Origin of the sequence: Pseudomonas fluorescens (assembly GCF_902497775.2) — a bacterium.
In the GTDB taxonomy this organism is placed as follows: Bacteria; Pseudomonadota; Gammaproteobacteria; order Pseudomonadales; family Pseudomonadaceae; genus Aquipseudomonas; species Aquipseudomonas putida_F.
The window spans coordinates 4024459-4043846 of the sequence record NZ_OZ024668.1; the positions used below are offsets into that span (position 1 = coordinate 4024459).

Sequence of the window (19388 nt, forward strand, 5' to 3'; positions counted from 1 at the left end):
TGTCAGCGTCCCGGTTCGTCGTTCCACAGCAGCTTGTGCAGCTGCATCTGGAAGCGAACCGGCAAATTATCGGCCACGATCCAGTCGGCCAGGTCCGTTGCGCTCACCTGGTGGTGGCTTGGCGAGAAGAGTACATCGCCAGCACGTTTTTCCAGGCCGTACTGGATGAGTTTGGACACCGCCCAGTCGTAGTCCTCACGGGAACAGATGACGAACTTGACCTGATCGTTGCGAGTCAGCAGCTCGATGTTCTCGTATCGGTTACGGTGCACTTCCTCGGAGCCCGGGGTTTTCAGGTCGACCACGCGACTGACCCGGGTATCGACCCTGGAAATATCCAGGGCGCCGCTGGTCTCCAGCGACACCTCGTAACCGGCGTCACACAGTTGCTTGAGCAAAGGAATGGCATTGGGCTGGGCCAGCGGTTCACCACCGGTGACGCAGACATAGCGCGGCTTGAAGCCGGCGACCTGTTCGAGAATCGAGTCGAGGGTGCGGATACTGCCACCACTGAATGCGTACTCGCTGTCGCAATACTGGCAACGCAGCGGGCAGCCGGTGAGGCGGACGAATACCGTGGGCAGCCCAGCGGTACGCGTTTCACCCTGCAAAGAGTAAAAAACTTCGGTAATGCGTAATGTGTCTTGCATAGTCGCCACGGGCGTAACAGCTAAACAGGCTGTCCGCCTCCGTCAGGCACCGCTGAGAACCCGTCATCGCGTAGTTCACAGCAGCGTGTTTCATAAAAGGGCAGTGATTCTAACGAAAAAACCCGCGACTAGCGCGGGTTTCTTTTAAAACGGCTGGTTCAGAGCTTTTGCAGATCGCGCTGGGCCAGTTGTGCAGCCGAGGTACCCGGGTACTGGGTGACCACCTGCTGGAGAATGCCCTTGACCCGATCGGTGTGACCCAGGCGGCGTTCTACGTCGGCCAGCTTGTACAGCGAATCCGGCACCTTGTTGTGCTTGGGATACAGCTGGCTGACCTTGGCGAAGGCTTGCCCTGCGGCTTGCAGGTCACCCTTGGCCAGGTTTACTTCACCGAGCCAGTACTGGGCGTTGCCGGCGTACTGGCTGTTCGGGTACTTGCGCAGGAAGGCGTTGAACGCCTGGCTGGCCTTGTCGAAGTCCTTGGCTTTGATCAGGTCGAAAGCAGCGTCGTAGTAGAGCTTCTCTTTCGCCGGGTCGCCAGGTTCGCTGCTGGCGGCAGGCTGTTGGCCGGTGGCAGCACCAGCGGCAGCGCCTGCAGCAGCACCGGCAGCAGCTTCGCCACCGGCTGGGGAATTGGTAGGAGTGGCGGCAGGTGCAACACCGCTTCCGATACGCCGATCCAGGTCCTGGTAACGCTCCAGGCTCTCCTGCTTCATGCGTGAGACATCATTTTGCAGCTCTTCAATGATGCCTTGTTGACGCGCTATCTGCTCCTGCATTTGCTGCAGTTGCATGAACAGCTGGCCCTGTGCCGAGGCAGGGGCCGTAACCCCTCCCCCGGCATAGGCGCCGTTCGTACCATAACCCGCGGGCGGATAGCTGCTTGCGCCGCTATAGCCTGCGTTGTCATCAACAACAGGAACCTCAGCCCAGGCCATGAGAGGCAGGGTGAGAGCCAGGACGGTTACAGCACGACGGCACGTTCGCATATCGAATTACTTACGCAGTTCGACGCGACGGTTCTGAGCCCAGGACTGCTCGTCGTTACCGGTAGCAACTGGACGCTCTTCGCCGTAGGAAACCAGTTCCAGCTGGGCAGGAGAAACGCCTTGCAGTACCAGGTAGCGTTGAACGGCTTTCGCACGACGCTCGCCCAGAGCCATGTTGTATTCGCGAGTACCACGCTCGTCGGTGTTACCTTCCAGCACGACGCGAGCGCCGTTGCCTTTCAGGTCCTTGGCATGAACGTCCAGAGCGCGCATGGCTTCTGGCTTCAGGTCCGAGCTGTCGTATTCGAAGTAGAAGGTGGTGATTGCGCGCAGAGCAGCTTCTTCGCTCAGGCTGCCGTCAACAGCGCCAGTGTTGGCACCGTAGCCAGCGTTAGGATCGACTTGGCCTTGACCAGCGTCATCACCGCCCTTGGAGGAGCAACCTACAGCTACGGCCATGGCCAGAGCCAGCGCAGCAAACTTACCAAACTTCAGCATTTCCATCGTGAAACTCCTAATGAACCCCAGTGTGTTAAGTAAAACGTAAAGCGCCGCGTCAGTTCAGGTAAGGGGACCAGGACGGTTCTCTGACTTCGCCTTGAGCGGTAGGAAGCGGGAGCCTCACGCGTCCGTTGAGAGAGACGAGCATCAAGACTCCCCGGCCCTGCTGGCGGGTGGCGTAGATTAGCATGGTGCCGTTGGGCGCAACAGTGGGTGACTCATCAAGACTTGTCTCGGAGAGAATCTTTACACTGCCGCGTTGCAAATCTTGTGCAGCCACTTTGAAGTTGGTGAAACCTTGTTGGCGATGAATCATCACCAGGGTCTTTTCATCCGCCGACAGTTTAGGGTTGGCGTTGTAGTTACCCACGAAAGTTACCCGCTCTGCACCACCGCCGGAAACATTGGTTTTGTAGATCTGTGGTTTGCCACCGCGGTCGGAGGTGAAGTAGATGGTCGAACCATCTTTACCCCAGAACGGTTCGGTGTTGATACCAGGACCTGCAGTGACGCGCGACAGCTGACGCGACCCCATGTTCATCACATAGATGTCCGGGTTGCCGTCCTTGGACAGCACGAACGCCAGGCGCGAACCGTCCGGCGACCAGGCTGGCGCACCGTTGAGGCCTTCGAAATTGGTGATCTGCTCACGGCGACCGGTGTCGATGTGCTGAACGAAGATGCGCGGACGCTTCTGCTCGAACGACACATAGGCAATGCGCTTGCCATCCGGGGCAAAGCGTGGCGACAGGATCGGCTCACGCGACTGCAGCAGGGTTACCGCCCGCGCACCGTCGTAGTCCGAACGCTGCAGGGTGTAACGGGTGTTGTTGGTCGAGAAGCGCTCGGCAGTCACGTAGAGCATGCGGGTGGAGAACGCACCCTTGATGCCGGTGAGCTTTTCAAACGACTGGTCAGCGATGTAGTGCGACATGTCGCGCAGTTGATCGACGCTGCCCGAGACGCTGCCGGTCAGCACTTGCTGCTCGGTAGCGACGTTGAACAGGGTGTACTGCACCTGCAGGCGACCGCCAGCAGGCACGATGCTGCCGACCATCACGTACTGGGCACCCAGGGCTTTCCAGTCACGGAAGATCACTTCGCTGGCCTGGCTCGGCTGGCTGATCATGTTCTGGCGCGGGATCGGCGAGTAATAACCGGAGTTGCGCAGGTCATTACCGATGATGTCAGCCATGTCTTCAGGCAGCACGCTGCCGCCCTGCAGACCGAACGGCACGACCGCGATCGGCGTGGCGCGATCGCTGCCGCTGGTGACCAGGATGTTCTTTTCATCTGCTACGGCCAACCCTGCTGCACAGCAGAGAACGACCAGCAGTCCTCGAAGAAGGTTAATCACAAGGCTAGATCCTCAGGTGTGAATGTCATCTTGAATGAACGATAGGGATTGAATTCGCTCGGTTTCAAGCCCTGCATTTCGGTTAAACGACCAATGTTCTTGACCGCTGCCACAGCCGAGCTGTCAAACGGACCGTCACCACTGGAGCGGGCTACGCTCACCGAGGTAATGGTGCCGTCCGGCAACATGCCGATCTGCAGGACCACCGTCATGTTCTTGCGCGCAGAAGGCGGACGTGCCCAACCCTCGGCCGCACGTGCACGAATCAGGTCGTCGAAGTCGCCGGCCACCTGGTCACCCTGCTCGTCAGCCAGGGCTTGCTGCCGTTCGGTGGTGTCGGACAGAAGCTCGGCCAGGGCCTGGGCTTTCTTGTCTTCCGCCGCCTTGCGGGCTGCATCCTGTGCCTTCTTCTTGGCCGCATCAGCTGCGGCTTTCTTCTTGGCGTCTTCGGCGGCTTTTTTCTTCGCCTCTTCAGCCGTCGCTTTTTTCTTGGCGTCCTCGGCCGCCTTCTTCTTGGCGTCCTCGGCTGCTTTTTTCTTGGCTTCTTCAGCCGCCTGCTTCTTGGCCTCTTCGTCAGCCTTTTTCTTGGCTTCCTCTTCGGCCTTCTTCTTGGCGATGTCAGCCTGTTGCTTCTCGGCGGCCTTTTTCGCCTCTTCGGCTTTCTTGGCCTCGGCGGTTTTCTTCGCTTCCTCGGCCTTCTCGGCCTGCTCGGCTTTCTTCGCCTCGGCTTCGGCGCGCGCCTCTTCGGCCTTTTGAGCCGCTTCTTCTTTCTTTTGTTCCGCAGCCTTCACTGCCTGCTGCTCGACCTTCTTCTGCTCCATCTGTTCTTCTTCGGTTTGACGCGAAGCAGTCTTCTTGGCCTCACCGGCAATCTTCTGATTGGTCTGGGTGGTGGCCTGACTCTTGGATTTCAGCTGGTACAGGGTAGCCTGGACAATAGGCTTGGCCGGCGGCAGTTCCGGGGTCATGGCAAAGCTGACGAACAGCATGCCGAACACCAGAACGTGCAGCCCAATGGCCCAGACGCTGGGCCAGAAATAGCTTTCCGAGGCGGATGGCTCTCGCTGTTGCATCAGGGCGCCTCGGTAATCAGGCCAACGTTACCGACACCTGCCTTCTGCAACCCGCCCATGGCACCCATGACCGCGCCGTAGTCAACGGACTTGTCGCCACGGATGAAGACCTGGGTCTGCTTGCCCTGGCTACGGCCGGCGCTGATGATCTTGGTCACGGCGTCGGTCATTTGCGGCAAGGTCATGGCCTTGTCCATCTGCTTGTCGGTGTCGACTTCGCTGCCAAGGTTCCAGAAGTAGGTCTTGTCAGCCTTGATCGAAATGGTCAGGACCTGGACGTTGTTGTCCTGCGGCAAGGCTTCACTGGAAACCTTGGGCAGGTCGACCTTCACGCCCTGGTTGAGCATCGGTGCGGTCACCATGAAAATCACCAGCAGTACCAGCATCACGTCGATGTATGGCACCACGTTCATTTCGGCGACCGGCTTGCGTTTGTGGCGAACTCGGGCCATGGGCTTTTACCTGATCACTCTTCGCTGGTGTGCACTTTACGGTGCAGGATGGCCTGGAACTCGTCGGCGAACGTGTAGTAACGGCCGATCAAGACTTCACTGCGGGCAGCGAAACGGTTGTAGGCAATAACCGCAGGGATCGCGGCGAACAGGCCAATCGCGGTGGCGATCAGGGCTTCGGCGATACCCGGGGCCACGGTGGCCAGGGTCGCTTGCTGCGCCGAGGCCAGGCCACGGAAGGAGTTCATGATGCCCCACACGGTACCGAACAGACCGATGTACGGGCTGGTGGAACCGACAGTGGCGAGGAACGGCAGGCTCTGCTCGAGCTTCTCTTCCTCACGGGAGATGGCGACGCGCATGGCCCGGCCAACGCCTTCCATGACCGCGTCAGGGTCGACGCCTGGCTGCTGGCGCAGACGCGAGAACTCCTTGAAGCCGGCACGGAACACCTGCTCTACGCCCGAATCCGGGTCTGGGTTGCTGCCAGCCTGACGATACAGCTTGGACAGGTCGATCCCCGACCAGAAGCGCTCTTCAAAGCTGTCCAGCGCACGACGACCGGCGCGCAGCATGGTGCTGCGCTGAAAAATCATGATCCATGACGTGACCGATGCGGCCACCAGAATCAGCATGACCAGCTGTACCACGATGCTGGCATTGCTGACCAGGCTCCACATGGAGGTATGGTCGACGACGTTAGCTTCCACGCTTAATCTCCTGCATTTGAATGAGTACCCGGATCGCCCGCCTCGACAAAGGCCGCGCGCAGCGCTTGGGGAATGGCCCGGGGTTTGAAAGTATCGGCGCGCACACAGGCCACCAGGAACTGCCCCTCACAGAGCAGCGTTGCATCTTTTTCGCGCCACACCTGCTGCTTGAAGCGCAGGCTGGCGCGGTTCAATTCAAGCACTTGCGCGGTAACCCGCAACTCGTCGTCCAGCCGCGCTGGCGCGTGATAGCGCGCCTCGCTGGAATGGACCACAAACAGCAGGTTGTCCTGCGCCAGTGCCGACTGGGCAAAGCCCAGGTCACGCAACCGCTCGGTGCGGGCACGTTCCATGAATTTCAGGTAATTGACGTAATACACCACGCCGCCGGCATCGGTATCTTCGTAATAGACACGACAACGATGTGCGAACGGCTCTAGCTCATTTTGCGCGCGCATACTCTAGTGCTAACTCCTCAGCTTGCCAATCCGCCCCGGCAACTGTTTTTCATCGATTATGTCGTATTGCCAGCGCGACTGAGGCATGCCCGCGGATAGGACCACAGAAACGCTGGATAAATCTGTCATTCATCGGCCTGGGCGGAAAAACCCTCGCCACCGATCGATTCGCCCAGGCGGTTGGGAATGTTCAAGCCGAAATGCAGGTAGGCGTGGCGGGTCACCACCCTGCCCCGGGGCGTGCGCATGATGTAGCCCTGCTGGATCAGGTAGGGCTCGAGTACGTCCTCGATGGTGTGACGCTCTTCGCTGATGGCCGCAGCCAGGCTGTCGACCCCGACCGGGCCGCCGTCGAACTTCTCGATCATGGTCAGCAGCAGGCGCCGGTCCTGGTGATCGAAGCCGCGCTCGTCGACATCCAGCAGGTTCAGCGCCATGTCGGCCACCGGCTTGGTGATATGGCCCTTGCCACGCACTTCGGCGTAGTCGCGCACCCGGCGCAGCAGACGGTTGGCGATCCGCGGCGTGCCACGGGCCCGACGGGCGATCTCGAAGGCGCCTTCGTCTTCGATCGGCAAGCCCAGAATGCCACCGGAACGGCTGACGATGGTCGCCAGGTCCTCGGTGTTGTAGAACTCCAGGCGCTGGACGATGCCGAAGCGGTCACGCAGCGGATTGGTCAGCATGCCGGCGCGGGTGGTGGCGCCGACCAGGGTGAAGGGCGGCAGGTCGAGCTTGATCGAGCGCGCAGCCGGCCCTTCGCCAATCATGATGTCGAGCTGGAAGTCTTCCATGGCCGGGTACAGCACTTCTTCGACGATAGGCGACAGCCGATGGATTTCGTCGATGAACAACACATCGTGAGGCTCGAGATTGGTCAGCAAGGCAGCCAGGTCGCCCGGGCGTTCGAGGATCGGCCCCGAGGTGCTCTTGATCGATACGCCCATCTCCTGGGCAATGATGTTGGCCAAGGTGGTCTTGCCCAAACCCGGCGGGCCGAAGATCAGGGTGTGGTCGAGGGATTCGTTGCGCCCGCGAGCGGCCTGGATGAACAGCGCCATCTGTTCACGCACCACCGGCTGGCCGATGTATTCGGCCAGGCGCAAGGGGCGGATCGCCCGGTCCTGGACCTCTTCACGGTCGCGCCCGGTGGCGGCTATCAGTCGATCGGCTTCAATCACTTAGATCATTCCCTTCAGGCTGCGACGGATCAGCTCTTCGCTGCTCAGGCCCTTGGCATCCACGGCGGCTACCGCCTTGCTGGCTTCCTGGGGTTTATAGCCCAGGGAAATCAGCGCACTGACGGCATCGGCCTCGGCGCTGGAAACGCTGGCAATCGGCAGTGGACCATTAGGCACAAGGGCAAACATGGCCGGGGAGGTTTCCCAAGCCTTGAAGCGGTCCTTGAGTTCGACCAGCAGGCGCTCGGCGGTCTTTTTACCAACCCCCGGCACCTTGACCAGGGCCGAAGCATCCTGGGCCTGGACACAGCGTACCAGTTCGTCGACCTCCAGGCCCGACATCAATGCCAGGGCCAGCTTTGGACCCACGCCATTGAGGCGGATCAGCTCACGAAACAGCTCACGCTCGCGCTTTTCATGGAAGCCATACAGCAGATGGGCGTCCTCGCGCACCACCAGGTGGGTGTGCAAGGTCACCACTTCGCCGACCTTGGGCAGGCGGTACAGGGTGGTCATCGGCACTTCGAGCTCATAGCCCAGGCCGTTGACATCGACAATCAGGTGCGGCGGCTGTTTTTCAGCCAGGGTGCCGCGCAAACGTCCAATCACGTTCCGATCCTTCCTCATGGGTACCGGCAAGCGACCGGTCAACCCTAACAGCAAATGCAATGGCCGATGGCATTGCCTGGGCAAAATTTGTTTCAGTAGATGATGCTATCAGAGCCGCAAACGCCCGCTGCGACTACGCGCCGCGCCCAGGCCATGGGGCACCAGGCTTGAGCGGGTATGGGCATGGCACAAGGCGATGGCCAGGGCGTCGGAGGCGTCGATCTGCGGTTTCTGGGTCAGCTTGAGCAGGTGCATGACCATCATCTGCACTTGCTCCTTATTGGCCCCACCGGTGCCGGCAACCGCCTGCTTGACCTGGGTCGCGCTGTACTCGGCAATCTCCAGGCCCTCTTCGATGGCCGCGACGATAGCCGCGCCGCGGGCCTGGCCAAGCTTGAGCGCCGAATCGGCGTTGCGCGCCATGAACACCCGCTCGATGCCCATGGTGACCGGGCCGTGCTGGCGGATGATCTCGCGCACGCCGCGAAACACGATCTGCAAACGCTCCGGCAGCTCGCCGGCACCGGTGCGGATGCAACCGGAAGCCACGTACTCGCAGCCGCGCCCGGTGTGACGCACCACGCCGTAACCGGTGATGCGCGAACCGGGGTCGATGCCAAGAATCAGAGTCATAACGCCTGCATACTCATTGACGCGTGATTGCGCCGTAATAAAAACAGAAGCCGGACCGGCTTGCAGGTGCAATGCAACTGCAGGCGGATCCGGCCTCGGACAAACCAGAAGCGAAGCTTAGCCGAGCTGCTCCATGACTTCGTCAGGAATCTCGGCGTTGGAATAGACGTTCTGTACGTCGTCCAGGTCTTCAAGCATGTCGATCAGCTTGAGCACCTTTTGCGCGCCGTCCAGGTCGAGTTCGGCGCTGGTGGTCGGCTGCATGACGATTTCCGCGTCCGCAGCCTTGAAACCGGCTTCTTCCAGGGCATTGCGCACGGCATAAAAGCTGTTGAACGAGGTAAACACGTCGAACGAGCCGTCGTCGTTACTGACCACGTCGTCGGCATCGGCTTCCATCGCCGCTTCCATCAGCGCGTCTTCGTCGACGCCAGCGGCAAAGCTGATCTGCCCCTTGCGCTCAAACAAGTAGGCCACCGAACCGTCGGTGCCCAGGTTGCCGCCGCATTTGCTGAAGGCATGGCGCACAGCGGCTGCGGTACGGTTGCGGTTGTCGGTCATGGCCTCGACCATGACCGCCACGCCACCCGGGCCGTAGCCTTCGTAGCTGAGCTCTTCGACGTTGTCGGCTTCGGCCGTGCCAGCACCACGGGCAACCGCCCGGTCGATGATGTCGCGGCTCATGTTCGCTCCCAGCGCCTTGTCCAGGGCCAGGCGCAAGCGCGGGTTGGAGGCTGGATCGCCGCCGCCCTGTTTGGCCGCAACGGTCAGCTCACGAATCCACTTGGTGAAGACCTTGCCTCGCTTGGCATCCTGGCGCTCTTTGCGGTGCTTGATGTTTGCCCACTTGGAATGACCAGCCATAACGCACTCCGAATCCTTTGTAACAATGCCACGCCACGGCCGTGCTCACGCCCGGCCGAGACCTTGAAATTCATGCGCCTTAACGCAAAGGCGCATCCATATGGATGCGCCCGGGGCCTGCTTACTCAGCCTTGGGCTGTTCGCGCAGGCGGATATGCAACTCACGCAGGGCCTTGGCATCGACCAGGCCAGGGGCCTGGGTCATGACGCACGCAGCGCTCTGGGTTTTCGGGAAGGCAATGACTTCGCGAATCGACTGGGCGCCGGTCATCAGCATCACCAGACGGTCAAGGCCGAAGGCCAGGCCGCCATGCGGCGGTGCGCCAAACTTCAGGGCGTCGAGCAGGAAGCCGAATTTCTCTTCCTGTTCACCCGCTTCGATGCCCAGCAGACGGAAGACCGCCTGCTGCATCTCTTTGCGGTGGATACGGATCGAACCGCCACCCAGTTCGGTGCCGTTGAGGACCATGTCGTAAGCACGCGACAGCGCGGTGGCCGGGTTGGCCTCCAGCTCTTCGGGGCTGCACTTTGGCGCGGTGAACGGGTGGTGCAATGCAGTGAAGCTGCCGTCGTCGTTCTCTTCGAACATCGGGAAGTCGACCACCCACATCGGGGCCCACTCGCAGGTGTGCAGGTTGAAATCGTTACCAACCTTGATACGCAGGGCGCCCAGCGCTTCGCTGACGATCTTGGCCTTGTCGGCGCCGAAGAACACGATGTCGCCATCGACCGCGCCAACGCGATCGAGGATCACGTTGAGGTTGGCCTCAGGGATGTTCTTGACGATCGGCGACTGCAGGCCTTCAACGCCCTTGGCGCGCTCGTTGACCTTGATGTAGGCCAGGCCCTTGGCACCGTAGATGCCGACGAACTTGGTGTACTCGTCGATGCGGCTGCGCGGCATGCTCGCGCCACCTGGCACGCGCAGGGCGGCAACACGGCTCTTCGGATCGTTGGCCGGGCCGCTGAATACCTTGAATTCGACTTCCTTGAGCTGATCGGCAACGTCGACCAGTTCCAGCGGGTTACGCAGGTCTGGCTTGTCGGAGCCGTAGCGACGCATGGCTTCTTCGAAGGTCATGTGCGGGAATTCGCCGAACTCCAGGTCCAGGACTTCCTTGAACAGCTTGCGGATCATGCTTTCGGTCAGGCCCATGATCTCGGACTCATCGAGGAAGCTGGTCTCGATGTCGATCTGGGTGAATTCTGGCTGACGGTCGGCGCGCAGGTCTTCGTCGCGGAAGCACTTGGCGATCTGGTAGTAGCGGTCGAAACCGGCAACCATCAGCAGTTGCTTGAACAGCTGAGGCGATTGCGGCAGGGCGAAGAAGCTGCCGGCGTGGGTGCGGCTCGGCACCAGGTAGTCACGCGCGCCTTCAGGCGTGGCACGGGTGAGAATCGGCGTTTCGACGTCGAGGAAGCCGTTTTCGTCGAGGAAGCGGCGGATGCTGGTGGTGATGCGCGAACGCAGACGCAGCTTCTCGGCCATTTCCGGACGACGCAGGTCGATGAAGCGATAGCGCAGGCGGGTTTCCTCACCAACGTCGGAGTACTCGTTGAGCGGGAACGGCGGGGTTTCCGCTTCGTTGAGCACGGTCAGCTCGTAACCCAGCACTTCGATGGCGCCAGAAGCCATGTTGGCGTTGACTGCGCCAGCCGGACGCGGACGTACCTTACCGGTGATCTGCACCACGTATTCGCTGCGCACGCGGTCGGCGGCGGCGAAGCTGTCTGCGCGATCCGGATCGAAGACGACCTGGGCCATGCCTTCGCGATCACGGATATCGAGGAAAATCACCCCGCCGTGGTCGCGGCGACGATGGACCCATCCGCAAAGGGTAATTTCCTGACCTTCCAGGCTCTCGTTCAGTTGGCCGCAATAATGGCTGCGCATCATGATGGTGGTTTCGCTTCTCGTCATTCGTATGTTCAGTGGAGGCCTTGCAGCCCCAAAGGGCTAATAGTGCAAGACCCTGCCGGTGCAATCAACTCAGTCGGCCTTGTCGCCGCCTGCCAGGTTCTTTTTCGCACCGGTCTTGAAGTCGGTTTCGTACCAGCCGGTACCACCCAGGCGGAAACCCGGGGCCGAGATCAGCTTCTTCAGCGCTGGCTGCTCACACGCCGGGCAATCGGTCAGCGGCGCGGCGCTGAGCTTCTGGAGGACTTCCATCTGGTGGTTGCAGGAAGCACATTGATAGTCGTACATGGGCATAGGCGTGTCTCGTTAACCACAGCGCAGGCTGGTTCAGGCAGTAAAGCGCGGGATTATATATGGTTAAGGAGTGCTGTGCAGCCCGGCAACCGACTAGCGTGCCACCGGCAACCCCAGCAGATAGACCACGCAGACCACGCGGATCAGCCCACTGAAATTTTTTACCCCGCCGTGACGCAGGTGGACCTCACGGTCAATATACGACAGCACTGCGTTGACCGAGCACTGGTTGGCCTGGGCGATGCGTTCGAGAATAGTCCAGTAGATCTCTTCCAGGCGCAGACAGGTGGCAAAACCGTTGAGGCGTACCGACCGTGATAGCGGCTGGGCCAGACCCATATTGAAATTTGCCTCGAAAGGATCGATGCCGTCCTTGTGCGGCGCGCTGGCTGCGCGCCCCGTGCGATTCATCCATGCCGACATAGTCGTACCACGCCACTTTATTAACCGGGAAACAAACCCACGTGTGTTGTGCACACGGGAACATGCCCTTAATAAAGCGCCGTGCCACGGGACGGTGCCAGCAGACTCACTCACTCTGCGCGTAGGAATACTCGGTAATAACCCCGGCACTTGAAACACCGGAAACTACTTCCGCATTAAACACAACGCCCGAACTTAACGGCTAAGTTCGGGCGTTGTCACCACGCTCCAAAACGCGAAGGTCACTTGCCTTCGAGTAATGAACGCAACATCCAGGCGGTTTTTTCATGCACCTGCATGCGCTGGGTGAGCAGGTCGGCCGTCGGCTCGTCGCTGACCTTGTCGAGCAGCGGGAAAATGCTGCGCGCCGTGCGGGTGACCGCTTCCTGGCCTTCGACCAATTGTTTGATCATTTCTTCGGCAGCCGGTACGCCCTCTTCTTCTTTAATAGAAGACAGACGCGCATAGATCGAATAAGCCCCCGGCGCCGGAAAGCCCAGCGCGCGAATACGCTCGGCGATCGAATCGACCGCCAGGGCCAGCTCGTTGTATTGCTCTTCGAACATCAAGTGCAAGGTACGAAACGCCGGGCCGGTGACGTTCCAGTGGAAGTTGTGGGTCTTCAGATAAAGTACGTAGGTATCCGACAACAGGCGCGACAAACCATCGACGATGGACTTGCGATCTTCTTCGCTGATACCGATATCGATTGCCATGTAGTTCCCCTTTCCTTAGTGCTTGCTGATCAAGCGGGTACAAACCACTGTACCAAGAGTTTTCCACCCCTGCAGCCTCATGCCTGCGACACAGGGCTGCAGGCCGCGCGACACACGGTTGCCCGCTGATTTGAGAAGCCCGGGGCTTTGCTGTTAAATAGGCAGCGTGCCGCCCGCGCCGATTGTCATTGCCCGGGCGCATAGGCTGGCCTTTTCACGTTTTTGCGCTTTTTGACCCGTGCGCGCCGTGAAGCCAGCTCTTCCTGTGATCCGCCTTATCAATGTGAGCCAACCAACATGTTCAAGATCGTCCACCTGTTGACGGGCGTTGCAGCTTTGCTGCTGTCCTTCATACCCAGCCTGAGAACCGAAGCCATTCCCTTCCTGCAGCAACCGGAGGCCGTTTTCCTCGCGCTCTTCGGCCTGCTCAACCTGCTCATCGCCCCGGTGCTCCCGCAGCACTATCGGGGTGCCCGCCAGCAACTGCAGCGCGCTGCCAGTGCTTTGCTGGTCGCTGCCGTGATCCTGCAGACCGTGACCCTGCTGGCCCGTCCCGAGCTCGGCAACCTGCCGGCCCTGGCCTGCGCCCTGCTGGCCACCGTCCTGCACCTGACTGCCGGCTTTGCCAAAAGCGCTGCGGCCCGCAGCCACAACACTCAGTACGACATGTCCAATCGCGATACCGGTACCGTGAAGTGGTTCAACACCTCCAAGGGTTTCGGCTTTATCTCCCGCGATTCGGGCGATGACATCTTCGTCCACTTTCGCGCCATTCGCGGCGAAGGCCACCGCGTGCTGGTCGAAGGGCAACGCGTCGAGTTCTCGGTGATGAACCGCGACAAGGGCCTGCAGGCCGAAGACGTGATCGCCGCCCCGCGGCGCTGATCGACCGAAACAAAAAACCGCGACGGCATCACTGCCCATCGCGGTTTTTTTACACCCCGGAATCAGTAATGAGGCGGCGGCGCTTCTTCTTCACTCGCCTCGTACTGGCCGACCATTTCTTCGTAGCGCTTGAGCAGCGCCGCCATCTGCAACTGCAGGCGCTCAACGACCCGCTGCTGCTCGACCAGCACATCATTCAAGGCCAGCAAGGTATCATCCTGAAAGGCCAGCCGGCTTTCCAACTCGGTCACTCGTGCTTCAAGCGTCATGATTCAAGCCTCCACGAACTGAAAGTCGTCAACCAATACCTCGGCAAGACGCAAACGGATATCAGCCAACTGTTGCGGCGAATATTCAATTGCAGGCTTATTGCCCCACACAGGCGCCGGCCAGGCCGGATCAGTGCGACGACGAACAATCACGTGCATATGTAGCTGGCTAACTACATTACCGAGGGTTGCCACATTCATCTTGTCGGCGGCAAAGGTGTCCTTGAGGATCTGTGCCAAGGCTGTTGTTTCTTTCCAGAGTTGCTGCTGGTCGCTGTCATCAAGTTGAAACAATTCGCTGATATCCGTACGGCGCGGCACCAGGATAAACCAGGGATAGTTGCCATCCTTGCTCAGCAACAGGCGGCAAAGAGGGAAGTCCCCCAGGCACAAGGTGTCTTGTTGAAGACGTTGATCAAGAACAAACACTGCGAAATCTCCTACAACAGCTTAATACCTTGCTCACACAGCACCCCTGTGAGCCACTGCCAGCAGGATACTCCTGATCGATCACCACGGCATTGCCTGCTGCCTTATAAATGAAGAGATGCACCGCTTTGGCCCCTCATACAGGCCAAAAAGGCCCGCGCACGAGCGGGTGTTACGCTGCCTGAGCGAGAAAACGCTACTTTTCGCACCAAAATAAAGCCATCCATCCGCGCTTTGCTCACCGAACATCCACAAACTACTCAGCTTTAGCCTTTCACGGTAACGCTTTGACTTTACGGGCAACTTTTATCCTTATTCCATTGGGATCGGCGACCGCGAAGCAAAGGTTCTTTGACCCCCGGTTTCTCGGCACCGGAGGGCCATGGGGCGGCGGAAAAGTGAAAATTTCGTGAAGCTGCTCGATTTTGTGCACGCTTGTTGCATTGTCATACGCCACAGTCGGCACGCCATCTGCATTGATGCAGTGAGCGGCGACAAATAACAACAGCTGCATGGGTTAACCAGGGAGTTTCGGGGGGGCAAGGGCTAGATTGTTTTTACCTATCCTTAATCCGCCTGAAACAGCGCTGGAGTTGTACGGCCCGCGAAACCCGGGGCGTGGTTTGCGACAAGGACATAACTGTTAGCGACATGACCGTAAAGTTACCGAAAGGTTCTCGACAGGCATATCGCCAACGCTGGTCAGCGTGATATACATTTCCGCCGACACAAAAAGAAAGAGCCGCACTGTATAAAAAAACCAAACAGTGACGGCAGTACTCTTCCTAAAAACCAAAGGAGCAAATCACGATGCGCGTGATGAAGTGGAGCATAATCGCCCTGGCTGTTGCAGCCGGCACCTCGCAGATGGCAGTGGCCTCTTCTCAGGATGAGTCCAAGGGCTTTGTTGAAGACAGCAAACTCAATGTCAAAACCCGCATGCTGTATTTCAGCCGCGACTTCCGCAATGTGCCTAACGACGAGCAGAGCCGCGTTGAAGAAACCGGCCTGGGCTTCCTCGGCACCTTCGAGTCGGGCTTTACCCAAGGCACCATCGGTGTCGGCGTCGACGCCATCGGCATGCTCGGCCTGAAACTGGACAGCGGCAAGGGTCGCGCCGGCACCGGTCAGTTCCCGCTGGGCGAAGATGGCCGTTCGCAAGACTCGTTCTCCGAAGGTGGTGCAGCGGTCAAGTTCCGCATCTCCGACACCGTGCTGAAATACGGCACCCAGTTCACCGCCCTTCCGGTCCTGGCCACCGACGACAGCCGCCTACTGCCTGAAACCGTCGAAGGTTTCCTGGTCACCAGCAAGGAAATCAAAGGCCTTGAGCTGAATGCCGGTCACTTCACCGCCCTGAATGCGCAATCGCAGTCTTACCACGACAGTATCGGTGGCAAGAACCGTACTACCTGGATCAAGAACCCTGGCCTGACTCAAGCTGACGTTTTCGGCGGCACCTATGCCTTCACCGATACCCTGAGCACCAGCCTCTACTACTCCAAGGTCGAAGACTACTGGCGCAAATACTACGCCAACGTCAACTGGGCACTGCCGATCAGCGACAATCAAGGCCTGGTGTTCGACTTCAACATCTATGACACCAAGAGCGACGGCGCGGGCAACGTTACCGCCTTCGATGGTGACAAGCTTGATAACCGCGCGTTCAGCCTGTCGGGCGCCTACAGCATTGGCGCGCATACCTTCACCCTGGCCTACCAGAAAGTTACCGGTGACGGCGACTATGCCTACGGCATCGACGGCGGCGGCACCATTTTCCTGGCCAACTCCATCGCCCGTTCCGACTTCAACGCCGAAGACGAGAAGTCCTACCAGGCTCGTTACGACCTGAACTTCGCCGAATACGGCGTTCCAGGCCTGACCTTCATGACCCGTTATGTCAAAGGTACCGGCGCCAACGTTGCAGGCACCGACAACGGCAAGGAATGGGAACGCGACATCGAGGCCAAGTACGTCCTGCAGGAAGGTCCGGCCAAAGACCTGAGCTTCCGTGTACGTCAAGCCACCTACCGTTCCGGCGACGGCGTTTACTACGGTTCGCCATCGATCGACGAACTGCGCCTGATCGTCGAGTACCCGCTGAGCATCCTGTAAACCTTAGGGTTTCAGTATCCCCAGTACGAAAGAGCCCGGCACTGCCGGGCTTTTTCTTGTCTGAATTCGGGCTGACAACGCCTTCGTGCTCCGGCATCCTGTACGCCACCGAATCGCCCCCGTACAATGCGGGGTCATTTAAAGTCTTAAGCAACCGACAACGGCCTACCATGCGCACCAGTCAATATTTGCTCGCTACTCAAAAAGAAACCCCTTCCGACGCGGTCGTCATCAGCCACCAGCTGATGCTGCGTGCCGGCATGATCCGCAAGCTCGCATCCGGCCTTTATACCTGGCTGCCGATGGGCCTGCGGGTAATGCGCAAGGTCGAAGCCGTGGTCCGCGAGGAAATGAACGCCGCTGGCGCCCTTGAAGTGCTGATGCCGGCCATCCAGCCTGCCGAGCTGTGGCAGGAGTCAGGCCGCTGGGAACAGTACGGGCCTGAGCTGCTGCGCCTCAAGGACCGTCACGGTCGCGAGTTCTGCGTGGGCCCGACCCACGAAGAGGTCATCACCGACCTGGCCCGCAACGAACTCAACAGCTATAAACAGCTGCCGCTGAACATGTACCAGATCCAGACCAAATTCCGTGACGAGATCCGTCCGCGCTTCGGCCTGATGCGTGGTCGCGAGTTCATCATGAAGGACGCCTACTCGTTCCATGCCGATCCGGCTTCCCTGCAGGAAACCTACGATCGCATGCACCTGGCCTACAGCAACATCTTTACCCGCCTGGGCCTGGACTTCCGCCCAGTGCAGGCCGACACCGGCTCGATCGGTGGCAGCTACTCCCACGAATTCCACGTGCTGGCCGAGTCCGGTGAAGACGATGTGATCTTCAGCGACAGCTCCGACTACGCCGCCAACATCGAGAAGGCCGAGGCCATCCCACGGGAAACCGTGCGCCCGGCGCCGAGCGAAGAGCTGCGCCTGGTCGACACCCCGGACGCCAAGACCATCACCCAGTTGGTCGACAACTATGGCCTGGCGATCGAAAAGACCGTCAAGACCCTGATCGTCCACGCCGCCGAAGAAGGCAAGCTGATTGCCCTGATCGTCCGTGGCGACCACGAACTCAACGAAATCAAGGCCGCCAACCTGCCAGAGGTTGCCAGCCCGCTGGTCATGGCCACCGATGAAGAACTGCGCGACGCCATTGGCGCCGGCGCCGGTTCCCTCGGCCCGCTGAACCTGCCGCTGCCGTGCATCATCGACCGCTCGGTCGCGCTGATGAGCGACTTCGGCATCGGTGCCAACATCGACGACAAGCACTACTTCGGCGTCAACTGGGAGCGTGACCTGCCGGTTCCGCAAGTGGCCGACCTGCGCAACGTCGTCGAAGGCGACCCAAGCCCCGATGGCCAGGGTACCCTGGTGATCAAGCGCGGCATCGAAGTCGGGCACATCTTCCAGCTCGGCACCAAGTACAGCGAAGCCCTCAAGTGCCAGGTACTGGGTGAGAACGGCAAGCCGGTGACCCTGAGCATGGGTTGCTACGGTATCGGCGTATCGCGCGTGGTTGCCGCTGCCATCGAGCAGAACTACGACGAAAACGGCATTATCTGGAGCGATGCCCTGGCACCCTTCCAGATCGCCCTGGTACCGCTGCGCTACGAAACCGAACAGGTTCGCGAAGCCACCGACAAGTTGTATGCCGAGCTGACCGCTGCCGGTTTCGAAGTGCTGCTGGACGACCGTGACAAGAAGACCAGCCCGGGGATCAAGTTCGCCGACATGGAACTGATCGGTATTCCGCACCGCATCGTCATCAGCGATCGCGGCCTGGCCGACGGCAACCTGGAATACAAGCACCGCACCGAGCGTGACGCACAGCCGCTGCCAGTGGCCGAGGTGCTGTCGTTCCTGCAAGCCCGCATTCGTCGCTAAGCCAACGCAAGAGTAATCATGTTCAAGCGAAGTACCATCAACCTGGGGGGCGCCGCATTGTGCGGCGCCCTGCTCCTCAGCGGTTGCGCCAACCAGATGTCTCAGCGCAGCGAGCACGAGGAGCGCATCGAGCGCAAGCTGCTCGAACACAGCCTGCAGATCGATGTCGGAGACCCCAAGGTACTCGAGCTGCCGCAACGGCGTGTGCGCATCCACGAACAGAAGAACTTCGAAGTCACCGAATTCGAGGTCACTCGTCGCTACGATCGCTACACGCCTTACCAACCCTGGCGCGAAGTCTATGAGATTCCGCTGGGCGCGGTGGCGGTGGTGGCCGGAGTCGGCGCCAACGTGGTCAACGTCTTTGCGTTGGGCAACCTGCCCGACAGCGTTACCCATGACTGGCTGAGCTATGGCTTCGATGGCCTCAACCCGTTCATGAACGCCCAGTCCAACGGTCGTGCCCAGCAGAACCTTGCTGGCATTACCGAAGTGCAAAAGGACAAGCGTCAGGAATACACCAGCGTGCCGTGGAGCGAGCGCCCGGTATCGGTCAAGGCCGGCAAGGTGGATCATGAGCTGACCACCGACCGCAATGGCGTACTGCACCTGAACCTGCTCGACAGCCCGTTCAGCGAGCAGAACCTGACCCATGTCGGCACCTTGCACCTACAGGTCGTCGATGACGACAACAACGTGCGTGGCGATGCCAGCCTGCTGATCAGCAGCAGCCTGCGCGGCAAACTGGTGGAAGCCCACGAACTGATTTTCGATGACCTGGAAGACGATGAAGTCAGCCAGTGGGTACACCGGGTCAAGCGCCTGTCGGAGCTGGGCCTGGAAGAAGAAGCCAGTGAACTGGAGCAAAGCCTGATCGAGCTGACTCGTAACGATCCAGAGCTGCAGCAGGAGTTTCTCAAGTCGCTGACCAAGGACGCCGGCCGCCTGGTTGCCGACCCTGGCGCGCACTGACCTT

At 59.9% G+C, this 19388-nt stretch carries 23 protein-coding genes; 4 read left to right on the forward strand and 19 right to left on the reverse strand.

Annotation, left to right across the window (positions count from 1 at the left end; all coding sequences use genetic code 11):
- Nucleotides 1–2 precede the first annotated feature (2 nt).
- The 16 genes from queE to F8N82_RS18560 all read right to left on the reverse strand — a co-directional run bounded on the left by queE (nucleotide 3) and on the right by F8N82_RS18560 (nucleotide 12828).
- Nucleotides 3–650 carry a 7-carboxy-7-deazaguanine synthase QueE gene (queE, locus tag F8N82_RS18485; protein WP_038996646.1) on the reverse strand — a complete coding sequence of 216 codons (648 nt, stop codon included), beginning with the start codon at nucleotides 648–650 and terminating at the stop codon, nucleotides 3–5.
- A gap of 158 nt (nucleotides 651–808) precedes the next feature.
- Entirely contained in the window at nucleotides 809–1639 is an 831-nt protein-coding gene (gene ybgF / locus F8N82_RS18490) for a tol-pal system protein YbgF (protein ID WP_038996648.1), read from the reverse strand.
- 6 nt (nucleotides 1640–1645) lie between these two features.
- A complete protein-coding gene (gene pal, locus F8N82_RS18495; RefSeq protein ID WP_010223188.1) occupies nucleotides 1646–2143 on the reverse strand; it encodes a peptidoglycan-associated lipoprotein Pal in 498 nt (165 codons plus the stop codon).
- Between the two features lie 52 nt (nucleotides 2144–2195).
- A complete protein-coding gene (tolB, locus tag F8N82_RS18500) occupies nucleotides 2196–3497 on the reverse strand; it encodes a Tol-Pal system beta propeller repeat protein TolB (protein ID WP_038996650.1) in 1302 nt (433 codons plus the stop codon).
- Nucleotides 3494–4570 (reverse strand): cell envelope integrity protein TolA, encoded by a 1077-nt coding sequence (tolA, locus tag F8N82_RS18505; RefSeq protein ID WP_038996651.1) that lies wholly within the window; start codon nucleotides 4568–4570, stop codon nucleotides 3494–3496. Before tolA ends, tolB begins: the two co-directional genes overlap by 4 nt.
- A complete protein-coding gene (gene tolR, locus F8N82_RS18510; RefSeq protein ID WP_038996652.1) occupies nucleotides 4570–5022 on the reverse strand; it encodes a protein TolR in 453 nt (150 codons plus the stop codon). The genes tolA and tolR overlap by 1 nt, the downstream gene beginning before the upstream one ends.
- Before the next feature lie 14 nt (nucleotides 5023–5036).
- A complete protein-coding gene (gene tolQ / locus F8N82_RS18515) occupies nucleotides 5037–5732 on the reverse strand; it encodes a protein TolQ (protein ID WP_010223192.1) in 696 nt (231 codons plus the stop codon).
- Between the two features lie 2 nt (nucleotides 5733–5734).
- On the reverse strand, nucleotides 5735–6190 hold the full coding sequence (ybgC, locus tag F8N82_RS18520) for a tol-pal system-associated acyl-CoA thioesterase (protein ID WP_052251569.1): 456 nt from the start codon (nucleotides 6188–6190) through the stop codon (nucleotides 5735–5737).
- A gap of 125 nt (nucleotides 6191–6315) precedes the next feature.
- Nucleotides 6316–7371, reverse strand: a complete 1056-nt coding sequence (gene ruvB, locus F8N82_RS18525; RefSeq protein ID WP_038996653.1) for a Holliday junction branch migration DNA helicase RuvB — start codon at nucleotides 7369–7371, stop codon at nucleotides 6316–6318.
- Nucleotides 7372–7980: a Holliday junction branch migration protein RuvA gene (gene ruvA / locus F8N82_RS18530; RefSeq protein ID WP_010223195.1), complete on the reverse strand. Its 609-nt coding sequence runs from the start codon at nucleotides 7978–7980 to the stop codon at nucleotides 7372–7374. It abuts the gene before it with no gap.
- A gap of 108 nt (nucleotides 7981–8088) precedes the next feature.
- A complete protein-coding gene (gene ruvC, locus F8N82_RS18535) occupies nucleotides 8089–8613 on the reverse strand; it encodes a crossover junction endodeoxyribonuclease RuvC (protein WP_010223196.1) in 525 nt (174 codons plus the stop codon).
- Between the two features lie 117 nt (nucleotides 8614–8730).
- Entirely contained in the window at nucleotides 8731–9477 is a 747-nt protein-coding gene (locus F8N82_RS18540; RefSeq protein WP_038996654.1) for a YebC/PmpR family DNA-binding transcriptional regulator, read from the reverse strand.
- A 121-nt stretch (nucleotides 9478–9598) separates the two neighbouring features.
- Nucleotides 9599–11374, reverse strand: coding sequence for an aspartate--tRNA ligase (gene aspS, locus F8N82_RS18545; protein WP_038999566.1), 1776 nt, complete (start codon nucleotides 11372–11374; stop codon nucleotides 9599–9601).
- Between the two features lie 93 nt (nucleotides 11375–11467).
- Nucleotides 11468–11689, reverse strand: coding sequence for an FmdB family zinc ribbon protein (locus tag F8N82_RS18550; protein ID WP_038996655.1), 222 nt, complete (start codon nucleotides 11687–11689; stop codon nucleotides 11468–11470).
- Nucleotides 11690–11782: 93 nt separating this feature from the next.
- Nucleotides 11783–12112: a ribbon-helix-helix domain-containing protein gene (locus tag F8N82_RS18555; RefSeq protein ID WP_052251570.1), complete on the reverse strand. Its 330-nt coding sequence runs from the start codon at nucleotides 12110–12112 to the stop codon at nucleotides 11783–11785.
- A 242-nt stretch (nucleotides 12113–12354) separates the two neighbouring features.
- Nucleotides 12355–12828, reverse strand: a complete 474-nt coding sequence (locus F8N82_RS18560; RefSeq protein ID WP_038996657.1) for a Dps family protein — start codon at nucleotides 12826–12828, stop codon at nucleotides 12355–12357.
- A gap of 297 nt (nucleotides 12829–13125) precedes the next feature.
- On the opposite strand from F8N82_RS18560, the gene F8N82_RS18565 reads away from it, so the two are divergent.
- Complete coding sequence (locus tag F8N82_RS18565; RefSeq protein WP_038996658.1) at nucleotides 13126–13713, forward strand: cold-shock protein; 588 nt, start codon at nucleotides 13126–13128, stop codon at nucleotides 13711–13713.
- A gap of 62 nt (nucleotides 13714–13775) precedes the next feature.
- Here the strand turns inward: F8N82_RS18565 and F8N82_RS18570 are convergent, their stop codons facing one another.
- The 3 genes from F8N82_RS18570 to F8N82_RS18580 all read right to left on the reverse strand — a co-directional run bounded on the left by F8N82_RS18570 (nucleotide 13776) and on the right by F8N82_RS18580 (nucleotide 14925).
- On the reverse strand, nucleotides 13776–13982 hold the full coding sequence (locus F8N82_RS18570; RefSeq protein WP_038996659.1) for a SlyX family protein: 207 nt from the start codon (nucleotides 13980–13982) through the stop codon (nucleotides 13776–13778).
- A gap of 3 nt (nucleotides 13983–13985) precedes the next feature.
- Complete coding sequence (locus F8N82_RS18575; protein ID WP_038996660.1) at nucleotides 13986–14411, reverse strand: HIT family protein; 426 nt, start codon at nucleotides 14409–14411, stop codon at nucleotides 13986–13988.
- Between the two features lie 274 nt (nucleotides 14412–14685).
- The gene (locus tag F8N82_RS18580; protein ID WP_141231082.1) at nucleotides 14686–14925 is read right to left on the reverse strand and encodes a hypothetical protein; all 240 of its coding nucleotides are present in this window, start codon (nucleotides 14923–14925) and stop codon (nucleotides 14686–14688) included.
- Nucleotides 14926–15221: 296 nt separating this feature from the next.
- Here F8N82_RS18580 and F8N82_RS18585 point away from each other — a divergent pair, with 296 nt between their 5' ends.
- From F8N82_RS18585 to F8N82_RS18595, 3 genes are all read left to right on the forward strand, one after another.
- Entirely contained in the window at nucleotides 15222–16526 is a 1305-nt protein-coding gene (locus F8N82_RS18585) for an OprD family porin (RefSeq protein ID WP_038996661.1), read from the forward strand.
- 170 nt (nucleotides 16527–16696) lie between these two features.
- Nucleotides 16697–18412 (forward strand): proline--tRNA ligase, encoded by a 1716-nt coding sequence (locus F8N82_RS18590; RefSeq protein WP_038996663.1) that lies wholly within the window; start codon nucleotides 16697–16699, stop codon nucleotides 18410–18412.
- Nucleotides 18413–18430: 18 nt separating this feature from the next.
- Entirely contained in the window at nucleotides 18431–19384 is a 954-nt protein-coding gene (locus F8N82_RS18595; RefSeq protein WP_038996664.1) for a lipoprotein, read from the forward strand.
- Nucleotides 19385–19388: the final 4 nt, after the last annotated feature.

Bases quoted from the DNA above. Each gene is read 5' to 3' on its own strand.
- queE (WP_038996646.1), bottom strand. From the start codon at position 650: ATGCAAGACACATTACGCATTACCGAAGTTTTTTACTCTTTGCAGGGT.
- ybgF (WP_038996648.1), bottom strand. From the start codon at position 1,639: ATGCGAACGTGCCGTCGTGCTGTAACCGTCCTGGCTCTCACCCTGCCT.
- pal (WP_010223188.1), bottom strand. From the start codon at position 2,143: ATGGAAATGCTGAAGTTTGGTAAGTTTGCTGCGCTGGCTCTGGCCATG.
- tolA (WP_038996651.1), bottom strand. From the start codon at position 4,570: ATGCAACAGCGAGAGCCATCCGCCTCGGAAAGCTATTTCTGGCCCAGC.
- tolR (WP_038996652.1), bottom strand. From the start codon at position 5,022: ATGGCCCGAGTTCGCCACAAACGCAAGCCGGTCGCCGAAATGAACGTG.
- ybgC (WP_052251569.1), bottom strand. From the start codon at position 6,190: ATGCGCGCGCAAAATGAGCTAGAGCCGTTCGCACATCGTTGTCGTGTC.
- ruvC (WP_010223196.1), bottom strand. From the start codon at position 8,613: ATGACTCTGATTCTTGGCATCGACCCCGGTTCGCGCATCACCGGTTAC.
- F8N82_RS18540 (WP_038996654.1), bottom strand. From the start codon at position 9,477: ATGGCTGGTCATTCCAAGTGGGCAAACATCAAGCACCGCAAAGAGCGC.
- aspS (WP_038999566.1), bottom strand. From the start codon at position 11,374: ATGATGCGCAGCCATTATTGCGGCCAACTGAACGAGAGCCTGGAAGGT.
- F8N82_RS18550 (WP_038996655.1), bottom strand. From the start codon at position 11,689: ATGCCCATGTACGACTATCAATGTGCTTCCTGCAACCACCAGATGGAA.
- F8N82_RS18555 (WP_052251570.1), bottom strand. From the start codon at position 12,112: ATGTCGGCATGGATGAATCGCACGGGGCGCGCAGCCAGCGCGCCGCAC.
- F8N82_RS18560 (WP_038996657.1), bottom strand. From the start codon at position 12,828: ATGGCAATCGATATCGGTATCAGCGAAGAAGATCGCAAGTCCATCGTC.
- F8N82_RS18565 (WP_038996658.1), top strand. From the start codon at position 13,126: ATGTTCAAGATCGTCCACCTGTTGACGGGCGTTGCAGCTTTGCTGCTG.
- F8N82_RS18570 (WP_038996659.1), bottom strand. From the start codon at position 13,982: ATGACGCTTGAAGCACGAGTGACCGAGTTGGAAAGCCGGCTGGCCTTT.
- F8N82_RS18580 (WP_141231082.1), bottom strand. From the start codon at position 14,925: ATGCAGCTGTTGTTATTTGTCGCCGCTCACTGCATCAATGCAGATGGC.
- F8N82_RS18585 (WP_038996661.1), top strand. From the start codon at position 15,222: ATGCGCGTGATGAAGTGGAGCATAATCGCCCTGGCTGTTGCAGCCGGC.
- F8N82_RS18590 (WP_038996663.1), top strand. From the start codon at position 16,697: ATGCGCACCAGTCAATATTTGCTCGCTACTCAAAAAGAAACCCCTTCC.
- F8N82_RS18595 (WP_038996664.1), top strand. From the start codon at position 18,431: ATGTTCAAGCGAAGTACCATCAACCTGGGGGGCGCCGCATTGTGCGGC.